Source organism: Shimia sp. SK013, from assembly GCF_001292625.1.
Lineage (GTDB): Bacteria > Pseudomonadota > Alphaproteobacteria > Rhodobacterales > Rhodobacteraceae > Shimia.
On record NZ_LAJH01000028.1, the window covers coordinates 259,199 to 271,792 of the forward strand.

At 57.7% G+C, this 12,594-nt stretch carries 15 protein-coding genes; 5 read left to right on the top strand and 10 right to left on the bottom strand.

Annotated elements, in window-relative coordinates; all coding sequences use genetic code 11:
- Nucleotides 1–17: 17 nt before the first annotated feature.
- The 6 genes from SHIM_RS19625 to SHIM_RS19650 form a co-directional block, all read right to left on the bottom strand.
- Nucleotides 18–791: an ABC transporter ATP-binding protein gene (locus SHIM_RS19625; RefSeq protein WP_054004386.1), complete on the bottom strand. Its 774-nt coding sequence runs from the start codon at nucleotides 789–791 to the stop codon at nucleotides 18–20.
- Entirely contained in the window at nucleotides 791–1,561 is a 771-nt protein-coding gene (locus SHIM_RS19630; RefSeq protein ID WP_054004387.1) for an ABC transporter ATP-binding protein, read from the bottom strand. Before SHIM_RS19630 ends, SHIM_RS19625 begins: the two co-directional genes overlap by 1 nt.
- Nucleotides 1,558–2,643, bottom strand: coding sequence for a branched-chain amino acid ABC transporter permease (locus SHIM_RS19635; protein ID WP_054004388.1), 1,086 nt, complete (start codon nucleotides 2,641–2,643; stop codon nucleotides 1,558–1,560). Before SHIM_RS19635 ends, SHIM_RS19630 begins: the two co-directional genes overlap by 4 nt.
- 5 nt (nucleotides 2,644–2,648) lie before the next feature.
- Nucleotides 2,649–3,524 (bottom strand): branched-chain amino acid ABC transporter permease, encoded by an 876-nt coding sequence (locus SHIM_RS19640; protein ID WP_054004446.1) that lies wholly within the window; start codon nucleotides 3,522–3,524, stop codon nucleotides 2,649–2,651.
- Nucleotides 3,525–3,673: 149 nt separating this feature from the next.
- Nucleotides 3,674–4,789: an acyl-CoA dehydrogenase family protein gene (locus SHIM_RS19645; RefSeq protein ID WP_054004389.1), complete on the bottom strand. Its 1,116-nt coding sequence runs from the start codon at nucleotides 4,787–4,789 to the stop codon at nucleotides 3,674–3,676.
- Between the two features lie 10 nt (nucleotides 4,790–4,799).
- On the bottom strand, nucleotides 4,800–5,981 hold the full coding sequence (locus tag SHIM_RS19650; protein ID WP_054004390.1) for an acyl-CoA dehydrogenase family protein: 1,182 nt from the start codon (nucleotides 5,979–5,981) through the stop codon (nucleotides 4,800–4,802).
- Between the two features lie 162 nt (nucleotides 5,982–6,143).
- Here SHIM_RS19650 and SHIM_RS19655 point away from each other — a divergent pair, with 162 nt between their 5' ends.
- Nucleotides 6,144–6,776: a TetR/AcrR family transcriptional regulator gene (locus tag SHIM_RS19655; RefSeq protein WP_054004391.1), complete on the top strand. Its 633-nt coding sequence runs from the start codon at nucleotides 6,144–6,146 to the stop codon at nucleotides 6,774–6,776.
- 75 nt (nucleotides 6,777–6,851) lie between these two features.
- Complete coding sequence (locus SHIM_RS19660) at nucleotides 6,852–7,331, top strand: DUF1203 domain-containing protein (RefSeq protein WP_054004392.1); 480 nt, start codon at nucleotides 6,852–6,854, stop codon at nucleotides 7,329–7,331.
- A 265-nt stretch (nucleotides 7,332–7,596) separates the two neighbouring features.
- Here the strand turns inward: SHIM_RS19660 and SHIM_RS19665 are convergent, their stop codons facing one another.
- The gene (locus tag SHIM_RS19665) at nucleotides 7,597–8,529 is read right to left on the bottom strand and encodes an ABC transporter ATP-binding protein (protein ID WP_054004393.1); all 933 of its coding nucleotides are present in this window, start codon (nucleotides 8,527–8,529) and stop codon (nucleotides 7,597–7,599) included.
- Between the two features lie 108 nt (nucleotides 8,530–8,637).
- On the opposite strand from SHIM_RS19665, the gene SHIM_RS19670 reads away from it, so the two are divergent.
- A complete protein-coding gene (locus SHIM_RS19670; protein ID WP_054004394.1) occupies nucleotides 8,638–8,817 on the top strand; it encodes a zinc-finger domain-containing protein in 180 nt (59 codons plus the stop codon).
- Between the two features lie 116 nt (nucleotides 8,818–8,933).
- On the opposite strand, the gene SHIM_RS19675 is transcribed toward SHIM_RS19670, so the two are convergent.
- Nucleotides 8,934–9,593, bottom strand: a complete 660-nt coding sequence (locus tag SHIM_RS19675; RefSeq protein ID WP_054004395.1) for a histidine phosphatase family protein — start codon at nucleotides 9,591–9,593, stop codon at nucleotides 8,934–8,936.
- A gap of 173 nt (nucleotides 9,594–9,766) precedes the next feature.
- Here SHIM_RS19675 and SHIM_RS19680 point away from each other — a divergent pair, with 173 nt between their 5' ends.
- Nucleotides 9,767–10,966 carry a hydantoinase/carbamoylase family amidase gene (locus tag SHIM_RS19680; RefSeq protein ID WP_054004396.1) on the top strand — a complete coding sequence of 400 codons (1,200 nt, stop codon included), beginning with the start codon at nucleotides 9,767–9,769 and terminating at the stop codon, nucleotides 10,964–10,966.
- On the opposite strand, the gene SHIM_RS19685 is transcribed toward SHIM_RS19680, so the two are convergent.
- Nucleotides 10,963–11,190, bottom strand: a complete 228-nt coding sequence (locus SHIM_RS19685; protein WP_054004397.1) for a WGR domain-containing protein — start codon at nucleotides 11,188–11,190, stop codon at nucleotides 10,963–10,965. The genes SHIM_RS19680 and SHIM_RS19685 overlap by 4 nt on opposite strands.
- Nucleotides 11,191–11,260: 70 nt before the next feature.
- Nucleotides 11,261–11,542, bottom strand: a complete 282-nt coding sequence (locus SHIM_RS19690; protein WP_054004398.1) for a DUF1330 domain-containing protein — start codon at nucleotides 11,540–11,542, stop codon at nucleotides 11,261–11,263.
- A 100-nt stretch (nucleotides 11,543–11,642) separates the two neighbouring features.
- On the opposite strand from SHIM_RS19690, the gene SHIM_RS19695 reads away from it, so the two are divergent.
- The gene (locus SHIM_RS19695) at nucleotides 11,643–12,515 is read left to right on the top strand and encodes a LysR family transcriptional regulator (protein ID WP_054004399.1); all 873 of its coding nucleotides are present in this window, start codon (nucleotides 11,643–11,645) and stop codon (nucleotides 12,513–12,515) included.
- Nucleotides 12,516–12,594 lie beyond the last annotated feature (79 nt).

Genomic DNA, 12,594 nt, shown 5'->3' on the forward strand with positions numbered 1-12,594 from the left:
GTCCTCCCTGCGTCCGATCAACGCCATGTCTTCTTGCGCTTCCAACGACGTTCGCCGCGTGCGCCTTCTTCTTGATGGCCGAGGTAGAACGACTTGATGTCCTCACTCTCCATCAGGCGGTCCGCCGTGTCGTCCATGACGATCCTGCCGACCTCCATCACATAGCCCACGTCCGCGAGTTCCAGCGCCACTTTGGCGTTTTGCTCGACCAGCATCATGGTCACGCCTTCGTCTTTGTTCAGGCGTTTGAGAATGGCAAAGATCTCTTGCACCAGAAGCGGTGACAGACCCAATGATGGCTCGTCCAACAGCATGATTTTAGGGCGCAACATCAGGCCACGACCAATCGCGAGCATCTGCTGCTGACCACCAGACAATGTGCCGGCCTCCTGATTGCGGCGTTCAGCCAGAATCGGGAAATACTCAAAGACCATTTGGCGGTCTTTCTCGATCTCGGCTTTGTCCGAGCGTGTGTAGGCGCCCAAAGTCAAGTTTTCATCCACGGTCAAAAGCGGGAAAACCTCGCGGCCCTCCGGCACGTGAACGATGCCCCGACCAACGACTTTGTGTGGCTCCATCCCTTGGATTTCACGCCCGTCAAAGACAACTTGGCCTTTTTCCGGATCCATGATGCCTGAGATGGTTTTCAGCAGAGTGGATTTGCCCGCGCCATTGGCGCCAAGCACGGTCACGACCTGCCCTTTTTCCACTTTAAGGGATACCCCACGGATCGCCATAATCGGCCCGTAGAAGCTTTCGATGTTTTTGATATCTAGAAGCGTTTCGGCCATTATGCTGCTCCCGCGCCAAGATAGGCTTCGATCACGGCAGGATCGGATTGAACCTGCGCTGGCGTGCCTTCGGCCAGTTTGGCCCCATCTGCAAGCGCCAGAACGCGGTCGGAAACGCCGCTGACCAGACCCATGTCATGTTCCACCATCAATACGGTGATCCCCATTTGTTTGCGGATGTCGTCAATCCACCACCGCATGTCTTGTGTTTCTTCCACCGAGAGACCCGAGGCCGGTTCGTCCAGCAGCAACAGCCGCGGCCCAGAGGCCAGTGCGCGACCCAGTTCGACAACTTTGCGCACACCATAAGGCAGGCCCGCGATCATCTTGTCGCGATAGGGCTGCAGGTCGAGAAAATCGATGACCTCCTCCACGGCTTCGCGGTGCTTTTTCTCTTCGCGCCGCACTTTGGACGTGAACAGCATTTCCTGCATCAGGTTGGTGTTGCGATGGCGATGCCGCCCGACCAAAAGGTTTTGCAGTACGGTCGCGTGGTCAAACAGCTCGATGTTCTGAAAGGTACGCGCGATGCCCAGATCGGCCACCGAATCCGCGTCCCGTTCCAACAGGTTGTTGCCGTCGAAATTGATCGAACCCGCATAGGGACCGTAAAACCGCGAGATCAGGTTAAAAACGGTCGATTTGCCCGCCCCGTTTGGCCCCACGATGGCATAGACTTCGCCTTCTTCGACCGAAAACGTCAGATCGTTCACGGCCACGACGCCACCAAACTTGAGCGTCGCGTTGTTGATTTCCAGCAGGTTGCTCATCTCAGGCGCTCCGTCTTCAAGTAGCTCTTCTGGCGCTTGAACATGTCTTTGCGCGCAAAGGGGAACAGTTCGAACCAAATGCGGATTTTCATCCAGCGGCCGTAAATGCCCATCGGTTCAAACAGGATGAAAAGGATCAGGATCATGCCAAACACGCCGGTTTCCAGTCCCGGAATGGCAACACCGCCGCCAATTACGGTTTCTTTGGCGATTGACAGGAACTGCGGCAGGAACGCCACCACAACCGCGCCAAAGAACGCGCCGTGGATTGAGCCCAGGCCACCAATCACGATCATCATAAGCAAGGTGATGGAGATCACAATCGAGAAGGTCTCGTTGTTAAACGCTCCGGCAAAGAACCCCATGAGGGCGCCAGCAAGACCGGTGATCGCACAGCTAAAGCCAAAGGCAATCGCCTTGGTACGAGAGATGTGAATGCCCATTGCCATTGCCGAAACTTCGCTGTCACGCACCGCTGCAAACGCGCGGCCCAAAGGTGAGCGCAAGATGTTGCGATAGATCAGCGTACAGATGATCGTCACGGCCAAAACCAACCAATAGAACCGGTCAGGTGTGGTCCAGCGCTCAATCTCGATGCCGAAGATGTTGATTACTGGTGCGAATTTGCCCGACACGCCGTTGGTGATCGGCTCCATCAGAACGATGATGTCATCGGCGAGGATCGAAATGGCCATCGTGGCAATCGCCAGATAGATGCCGTGCAGGCGGATCGCAGGGATGGCAATGATCGTGCCAATAACGCCGGTCAGAACGCCTGCCGCCGGAAAGGCGATCAGGAAAGGCAGGCCCTGTTCCATAAAGATAATGCAGGAGTAGCAGCCCAGCGCCAAAAACGCCGCGTGGCCCAGAGAGGCCTGACCGGTTTGCCCCGTCAGCATCATCAAACCAAGACCGGCGATGGCCCAGATCAGAACGTTGGTGACTTCGCCAATGAAGAAGTCGTCAATCAACCATGGCAGCACCACGGCGATTGCGATCAGGATGGCATAGACAAAGAAACTCCACCAATCGGGGAACAGTCGAATGTCATGCTCGTAAGAGGTCTTAAAATGAATACGCATGTGCTTCAGACCTTCTTTGTGCGGACTTGGCTGAACAAGCCGTGTGGACGGAACACCAGAACAAACAGCAGCAGCGCATAAGGCGCGATCTGGCTGTATCCGGCAGGAAAGTAGCGCGAGGCAAAGGGTTCAATCACCCCCACAATCAGGCCGCCCATTAAGGCACCCGGAAGTGAGCCGAAGCCGCCGATAACTGCAGCCGCAAAAGCTTTGATGCCCAAAAGGCCCGCGTTCGGATCAATCGCACCTTTGGAGGCAAAAAGGATGCCCGCCACAGCAGCAACGGCGCCGGACAGACCCCAGATCATGCCCTGCACCCGTTTCACCGGAATGCCCATGAAATAAGCCGCCATTTGGTTTTGCGAGGCTGCCTGCATTGCCAGACCCAATTTGGTGCGCTGGAAGAATTGAAAGAGGAAGAAGGTCAGCAGAACCGTCACCACGATAACCGCCACATCCGCCATGCCAAGCACCACGCCGGCGACATGGAAATCACCAATCGCGAGCGGGCTTTCCAGTGTTTGCGGCTCGTGGGTCCAGATGAGACCGGCGATAAAGCGGATCACAAAGCCCAGAGCGATGGTCAGGATTACGACCGCGGTCTGGCTCTGGCCAAACAAGTGACGCAACACAAAGAAATCGAGCAGATAGCCCAGCACCGCCATGATGGCGATGGCGAGCGGCGCAGCCACCCAGAAGGGCAGGCCCATATAGTGGGCGTTCGTAAGGCCCAACGTGATAAAAGCGCCCAGCATCATGAAATCGCCCTGCGCGAAATTCACTTGCTCGGTCGCCTTGTAAATCAGCACGAAGCCGAGCGCGATCAGGCCGTAGACACAGCCGTTCGCAAGCCCGCTGACGAGCAGTTGCAAAACTTCCAATTTTTCCTCCCATTGCCGGTTTTCCGGCATTAATTACTGGTCAGTGTTCCGACCTGCCCCCCTTGCGTCAAGCGCCGTGACCCCTCCACAGGTCTAGGCGCCGTTACGTCACGTGGGACGCCCTTTACGTTTCCGTAAAGGGAAAGTTCTTATATTCCGCGCTGCCGCAGAAGCCATTCTGTGTGGTAACCTGCGTCGCCCAAAAATTCCGTAAGTGCCCGATCACGCTTCATAAACAGACCCAAATCCATTTCATCTGTCATGCCGATACCGCCGTGCATTTGCACGCCCTCTTCGGTGGCTTGACGCCCAACTCGGGCTGATTTTGCCTTGGCCGCGCGGCTGAGCGCCTCGGCGTTATCGCGGCCTTGATCCAATGCGTTAAGCGCTTCGGCAACTAGCGACGCAGTTTGTTCCAACTCGCAATACAGATCCGCCGCGCGGTGTTGCAGCGATTGAAACATACCGATGAGAACGCCGAATTGTTTGCGCGTGCGCAGGTATTCAAACGTCTGCTCGGCAGCAACCCGCGCCACGCCCAACTGTTCGGCGGCCAACACGGCGCGACCGGCGTTGAGCGCTGCGGTCAGCGCTGTTTCTGCCGCCTTACCTTCGACCAGAATGGCCTCGGCAGGCACGATGGCGTTGTCGAATGTCACCACAGCCGCGTTGCGGTGATCCAGCATGACCTGCGAGGTCACAGAGACGCCCGCTGTCTGTGGATCAACCATCACCAACATCAGCGCGTCGCCCGCCTTGGCGGTGACAATCAGCCGATCCGCGTCAATGCCATCCACCACAAAGCTTTTGCGGCCATTCAGCGTTACACCTGTGGCGTCCTTGGTTGCTGTCGTGACAATGCGATCCGGGCGATGTTTGACGCCTTCATCCATCGCCAAAGCGATCACAGCTTCACCGCCAGCAATGCGTGGACCCCATTGTGCCAGCGCGTCGCCGCCCGCGTTACGCAGAACCGTCGCCGCCAAAACAGCGGTTGATACAAATGGACCTGCCGTCAGGTTCTTGCCCATTTCCTCAGCGATCAGCCCCGCCGCGCGAAATCCGAAATCTGCTCCGTCCACGTCTTCGGGCAAGGCAATGCCCATCCAGCCCATCTCGGCCATTTCGCCAACGATAGCTTTGTCGTAACCCAACGCAATTCCACTGTCGCGCAACGCGCGAAAGGCGGTGATCGGATGGGATTTGTTCAGCAGACCAGCGGCGCTTTCGGCCACAAGGCCCATATCTTCGTTCAAAATTTCCATGATCAGCCCCTCAACCCGGCATCTTCAGAATGGCTTTGGACAGGATACTCAGCATGACCTCAGACGTTCCGCCCTCGATGCTGTTCGCCTTTGAGCGCAGCCAGTCCTTGGCCGCTTGCCCGGCGTCATTCGACGCCCCTTCCCAGACCAGATCATCCGCGCCGCCCGCGGCGACCCGCAGCGACTGGCGCTGTTTGTTGAGTTCGGTGCCAAGGTATTTCAACTCCGCAGACCGCGCGCCCAGCTCGTTACCGGCCCGCATATAGGCGCGGGTCATGGTGACGTGGGCGTCAAAGGCCATTTCATCGACAATGAACTTGCCAAGATCGGCGCGCATCATCGGATCATCCAGACGACCCGCATCATCCAAGCCGATGGCCTGTGCCGCGTCAGAAATCAGGTCGGATTTCGCAAAGATCGCCGAATCGGACCCGCCAATCATTTCACGCTCGTGCGTCAGCAGGTATTTCGCGATGGTCCAGCCTTGGCCACGCTCTCCTACGATCTGCTCGCTTGGCACTTTGACCGCGTCAAAGAACGTCTCGCAGAACGGGGATGCGCCGGAGATCAGCTTGATCGGCTTGGTGGTGACGCCTTCGCTGTCCATATCAAACAACAGGAAGGAGATGCCGGTGTGCTTCTTCTCGTCAGGCTCAGTGCGCACGAGACAGAAAATCCAGTCGGCTTTGTCAGCATATGAGGTCCAGATCTTTTGACCGGTGACCTCAAAATGATCGCCCTTGTCGACGCCTTTGGTTTGCAGGCTGGCCAGGTCGGACCCGGCACCGGGCTCGGAATAACCCTGACACCAACGTACTTCTCCACGCGCAATCTGTGGCAGGTAATGGCGTTTTTGTTCGTCCGATCCAAATTGCAACAACGCAGGGCCAAGCATCCAGATGCCGAAGCTTTGCAAAGGTGGCCGCGCATTGATGCGTTTCATTTCCTCAGAAAGAATTTTCTGCTCGGCACCAGACAGGTCAGCGCCGCCACAATCTTTGGGCCATGCGGGCACAGTCCAACCTCTGCCAGCCATCGCATCCAGCCACTGTTTCTGCGCCGGCGAGCTGAATTCGAACGAGCGCCCGCCCCAGCAAATGTCGTCTTCGCCCATCGGTTCGCGCATCTCAGCGGGGCAATTTGCCTCCAGCCAAACACGCGTTTCTTCCCGGAAAGTGTCCAGGTCCGTCATCTTGTAATTCCTCCCTGCGCCGCGCACCCGAGTCATGGGGCATCGGCGTTGCATTTGTGATGCAAACATACTACCGAGTATGCTGTCAACGAAGGCCGCCCCCGCGACGTGACGTCAGCCGACGTGCTTCACGTTAGGGAAAGCCGCGAAGGGAATGAGTGAATGTCTGGTCAGGCGGCGCAATTTGCCAGAAAGCCGATAAGCAAATCCAAAGGTGAAATTTTGGATGCCGCGGCCGAAGTCTTTATGCGACTGGGTGCAGATACGGCGTCAATTGATGACGTTGCAAGGCACCTCGGATCTACTAAGGGTCGGATTTACCACCACTTTCCGTCAAAAGGCGTTCTGTTAGCAGCGGTCTGCTTGCGCGCGTCCGATTTTGTGCATGACGAAGTTGGGCCTGCAGTTGATCCCGCTGCCACCCCGGAAACCAATCTGCGCAGGATGATCGCGCTTCACATTCCTGAAATTCTACGCACGCTGCCATATCACAAGGTGATCATTCAGTCTTATGTTGGCATGAATCAGAAATCCACAACGGCCCTTGAACGGGAGTTGTTCGACCGGATTCGCGTCGAGCGACGTCAGTACGAAGACATCTTTCGCGGCATTATTAGCGCAGGCATGAAGGACGGCAGTTTTCGCCAACAGAACCTTTCCGTCACGCTGCAATCCTTGCTGTTGCTGATCAACGCGCCGGTGTTTTGGTACCGTCCGCGCAACGATGAGCCAGCGGACTTTCTTGCGAAATTGACCGAGCAACTCTCCGACATGGCCGTTGCTGCGCTGCGCTAATGCTTTGCGCAGGTTTCGGGTCGCTTGAAGGCGTGGTGTACCCCAGGCTGATGGGACCTTTCAGATGGAGATCCCATGTTGCAGTTTATCCAAATGCCCACACCCGAAGTCCGCGCCTATCAACGGGGAGGACCCGATGCGTATGGCCGCGTTCCTGAGCGGCAGGCGTCGGACGGCGCAGGTGCGCCTTGCCGCCATTGCCTGAAAAATATTCCAAAGGGCGCGGGGATGCTGGTTCTGGCGCATTGCCCGTTTCCCAAAAAACAGCCTTATGCCGAAACCGGACCGATTTTTCTTTGTGCCGATGAATGTGCGGCGCACGATGATTTTTCACACCTTCCGGATGTTCTCGGTACATCACCGACCTATCTGATCAAGGGGTATTCGGAAGATCACCGGATCGTCTATGGCACTGGTGCGATCGTCGAGAAGTCCGGCGTCGTGACTGCGGCACAAGACATTCTCGCCCACGATCGCGTGGCATATGTTCACGCTCGTTCAGCCAGGAACAATTGTTACCTTCTGCGAATAGAGGGGGCGCTGCCCCCGTCGTGATCAAGCTCACGACTCCCCCGAGGTACTTTCGGAACAAAAAAAGCCGAAACCATTTGTTAACCACGAATCGCGCACTCTTGGGTTGCGGTACAGGCTGAGGAGCCGTTGGCCGTGAACGGAAAAGCCGCCCTGACTGTTTGCGTAGCATCGCGCATTGTCGACCGGCGCGCAGTTAGGGCGCATCTTTTGGCTTTCTGTTCCCGAAATACCTCGGGGTGAATTGTCCCGCAGGGACAAGAGGGGCTGGCCCTCTTTGCCAGTCAGTTCAGGATGATTTTGTCAGTTTGAGGAACACATCCTCAAGATCGGCCTGCTCTGTTTTCACGTCAGCAATCGCAATGCCTGCGTCGCGTACGGAGCGCAAAACATCTTCAGCGCTGGTAGTATCCGCATGGTAGGTTAAAGCTAGGGCTCCACTGTCCCGCAGAGTCACATCGACTCCGTCAAGTTCTGGCAGGCGAGCGGGTATTTCGACGGGATCAATCACCATACACTTGCTGTCGATTTGACCCAAAAGATTGGCTGTGCTGTCCCGCGCCACCATTTCACCGTGGTTGATAATCGCGATTTCGTCGCACATCTCTTCGGCTTCTTCCAAGTAGTGCGTCGTAAGAATGATGGTCATGCCTCGTTCCGCGTTTAACTTGCGGATATTGGACCACAACATTTGCCGCAATTCGATATCGACGCCCGCCGTAGGTTCGTCCAGCACGAGAATTTGGGGATGGTGCACCAGCGCTTTGCCCAATAGCAGACGACGTCGCATGCCGCCCGATAGGGTGCGTGCATAGGCTTCGGCCTTGTCCGACAGCCCGACCATCGCAAGGATCTCATCGCTGCGGCGTTGGGATTTTGGCACGCCATAAAGGCCGGCCTGAACTTCTAGCGCCGCACGCGGAGTGAAAAAGGGATCGAGGTTCAGCTCCTGGGGCATCACGCCAATCGCAGCGCGGGACTGGCGGGGGTTTTCGTCCTGATCAAATCCCCAGATCCGAACCGATCCGGCGGTTTTTTTCACCAAGCCTGCCATGATGTTGATCATCGTGGACTTGCCAGCGCCATTGGGACCCAACAGGCCAAAAATCGACCCCGCCGGAATGGTCAGGTCAATGCCCTTGAGCGCATGTTTTTCAGGTTCGTTGCGTCCGCCGCGGTACGTCTTTTGCAATCCGGCGATTTCGATGGCGTTTTGGGTCATGGCCACTCTTGCTCCTCGCTGCGCAATCCCTATTATCCGTGCTTATCCAAAGCTGCGGGACCCTACAACCGCGGGCGGCGCAATAGATTTGTCAAGGACGACACAGATATGACCATCGAGGCCCCCGAAACCAAGATCGTGGACAGCTATCGCATCTCTTGTGATGGCGGCGAAGGCGCGCTGGGTCATCCTCGTGTCTGGCTACAAATGCCCAGTGAGCACGGTTGGGTTGAATGCCCCTATTGTGACGCAAAATTTGTACACAAGGACCACGCTGAACAGGCCTGACGCCACAAATCAGGTGTGACGCGTCACCGAAACGCTGCTTCCATTTTGGCAGTTGGACGCCATTGCGGCCCGCAACGGGTTGGGCCTGGCTTTGCGTGACTCGCCAATTGCGGTGCTCAGAGATGGGTCTGAGCGTGCTGTCGATCCGGCGCTTCCAGATGAGATATCATGTTGAATTGCACCAAAAGCGGTTCATCCAGAACCATTTGCCAGCGATGCACCGAGGTGTTCTGGATCGCAAGACACATGCGTGCCCAGCCGGAGACATCAAGGTTCAGCGTTTGGCGCAAGACCGTTCCGATCAAGCCGCCCGAAGTGACCACCAGCGCGCGCCCCTGACCGGCCGCAATTTCAGCCACTGCATCTCGCACACGGGTCGAGAATTCCGCGTGGGTTTCCGGCACATCTTCGATTTCACCGCGCTCCCACGCGCCCAAAACGGTCGGCAGATGACGCACGAACCCCTCGCGTTCTGTGGGAACCTGTAGGCTGTGTTGCTCTTCCATCAGCTGGCTAAGCGTGAAGTAGGCAAATTCATTCAAGCGCGGGTCTTCGACAACTTCGGCATGATCCTGCGCCCGCATGCCAGATGCGGTTTCGCGGTGCCGCCGCATGGCGCCGGTGAACACGCGCTGAAAGTGATCGCCAGTGGCGCGCATGTGATCGCCCAGCCATGCGGCCTGCTGGTGACCAAGGTCGGACAGGCGGTCATAGCTTTCTTCATCGCGGGCTTCGGTGTTGGCCTGTCCGTGGCGGACCAGAGTGATATGCGGCATGGGGCTACTCCTTTGACGTGTGCCCTGAGTAAGCCACCTTTGCCACAGGGGGAAGGGGGGTGACGCAGGGACGTTTGGATGCAGTGGTCCGGCGATTTTCAGCCCATAAGAGGGTTGGTGTTGCAGGCGCCTCCGGCGGAGGTATTTTGAGAACAGAAAGCTCGGAGGTCGTTATGAAGATCCAACCTGACCGTTTTTTGAAAGACCTGCATAAATTGCGTTGTTTCGGCACGGCCGGAGTGGGCAAAGGCGTTGTGCGGCCCGCGTTTTCGCAGGCTGATCTGGATGCGCGGGCTTGGCTTTGCGTGCAGTTTAAGGCGGTGGGATTGCGCCCTCATGTGGACCCGGCGGGATCGGTTTGGGGCTTGGCCGAAGGGCCTTCGCTGTTGATGGGGTCACATTCTGACAGCCAACCGGAAGGCGGATGGCTGGACGGGGCGCTCGGCGTGATTGCCGCGTTGGAAGTGGCGAGAGCTGCGCAGGAGGCGGGCGGTCCCGCGGTGTCGGTAGTGGCTTTTCAGGATGAGGAAGGCCGATTTGGCGGCACCACGGCAAGTTCGATTTGGTCCGGCGGGGTCTCGCTGGAAACCGCAGACGGGTTCAAGGATTTCGACGGGGTGACCTTTGGAGAGGCGCGGGCGGCGGTGGCGCATCTGGCCGATGGATTTGTCGATCCTGCCCAGTTTACAGGGTTCATCGAGATGCACATCGAGCAGGGGCCATGGCTTGATCAGGCGGGTGAGGCGATTGGGGTGGTAAGTGACATCGTCGGCATTCGCGATCTCAACATCACATTCACCGGCGATCAGAATCATGCGGGCACCACACCGATGCATTACCGTCGTGATGCGGTGCCGGGGATGGTGGAGTGTATCAGCAAGATCTATACCGCCTTTGTTCCGGTTGTGAGCGACAGCACGGTTTGGACCAATGGACATATCAGCGTGCATCCAAACGCCAGTTCAATTGTACCCGGTGAGGTGCGGTTCTCGATGCAATGGCGCGACCGCGACCCGGCGCGGCTGGACACGATGGAAGAAATCATTCGTGACACTGTGCGAGAGGTAAGCGAGGCGCGTGGGCTTGGCGTAGAGATCAGCGACTATTGGGCGCTGGATCCTGTTGCGATGGACAGCCGTTTGAAAGCCGCGCTCATGGATGCCGCCGAGGTGGAAGCGCCTGCAAAATGGCGCGAAATGCCGTCCGGCGCGTTGCATGACGCGACGTGCGTCTCTGCGTTGATGCCGGTGGCCATGCTTTTTGTGCCGTCGATTGGCGGGATTAGTCACGCATTTACAGAGGACACCGATGAGGCGGATCTTGTGACTGGTCTTAACGTGCTGGCGCGGGCCGTGACGCGGTTGTCGAACTAGTCGCGCTGATAGCCCCGTCGCTGCGCGCGGCGGCGATAGCTGTCGGCGGCGTTGGACGCCTCCCGCAGATTGCCAAAGACGCTGACCATTGACCGTCCCTGACCCCCGGCAACACCCCATTCGCGCATGACCGAGACTTCCTCAAAGAGGTTCATCGCAATCTCGACGCGGTAAAAGCGTGGACGGGTTTTGCGGGATGGCTTGTATAAGATGCAGATGGCCATGACTGAATCCTACTGCGCCGCGAATCCCGGCGCAATAGGGTCTATTTCAGGGACTTTAGGTAAGTCTCGCCTAGGTCAGCAGGACGATGTCCGACCCGCCTGCATTGCGCCGCAGTGCGTGGATATCAGCGAGCGACGGATCGTTGATCCAGCCCAGTGCGCTGTCCTTATCGGGAAAAGACAGGATCGCGGCCACGTCGGGCATGTCCGGTGTGCCGTCAATGGCCAGAGCCGCGCCGCTGGCCTGCTCCACTTTACCGCCGTGTCGGGCGAGGGCTTCGCCGGCCTTGTCGCGGTAAGCTGCCAGGGCCTCGGGGTTGGTGACGGTCAATTTGGCGTAGGCGTAAATCATTGGAAATCTCCCTGTGGGTTGGTGATGTAACCAACCTAGGCTTTGTGTGTATTTGCAAAAACGCGTGGATTTGCACGGTAGGCATGCAATACTGCATGTCATGACGACAGACTGGGACGATCTTCGCACGGTGTTGCATGTTGTACGCGGCGGCTCGCTTGCTGCGGCGGGCGCAATCCTTGGCGTGAACTATACCACTGTGGCGCGGCGTGTGGCGCGGGCCGAGGCGGCCCTGGACCTCATTTTGTTTGAGCGGTTGGCAGATGGGTATCGACCCACCGAGGCTGGTCTAAGGGTGGCGGAACACGCAAGCGGTATGGAAGAGCGTGAGCTCGATATGATGCGGCAATTGCAGGGGCGGGATCAACGCCTGTCCGGGCGACTGGTCCTGACGGCACCGCAGCTGATGATCGGGCCATTCATCGCGCCAGTGATTGAACGGTTTGTCGCGGCGCATCCAATGGTCGACGTAATCCTAAAGGCAAACAATGAACTGGCGGATTTAACCCGCCGCGAAGCTGACTTGGCCGTGCGGATCAGCAGTTCGCCGGGCGACACGCTGATGGGGTTGCGCATGGCAGCCCAAGAGACGGCGAGTTTCGCGGCACCGATTTGGGCCGAACGCATGGCCACAGGGCCTGAGGCTCAGGTCGACTGGATCATTTATGAGCAATATGCGCAGGTGGCCAAGGAGGCTCAGGCGCGGTTTCCCAACAGCCGAGTGGTTCTGACGTGTAATGATATGGCGGCGATGATCGGGGCGGCGGTGGCGGGCCTTGGCGTGGTGCGGATGCCGATGTTTTTGGGGCGGCACACGCCGGGATTGGTGCAGGTGCCAGCATTGGAACCACAGTCGTATATGGATATCTGGCTTGTCGGGCATCCTGACGTCTGGCCCAGTGCCAAGGTGAAAACTTTTCGGGATATGTTGGTGCCGGAGTTCAAAACGCGGCGCGGCGAGTTTGTTGCCTGACGTTTGATAACGTGCGGCCATTCAACCGCATTCGGCTGATGGAGTTTTCCCAAAAAAGAGCCCCGCAGCCGATGGTCTG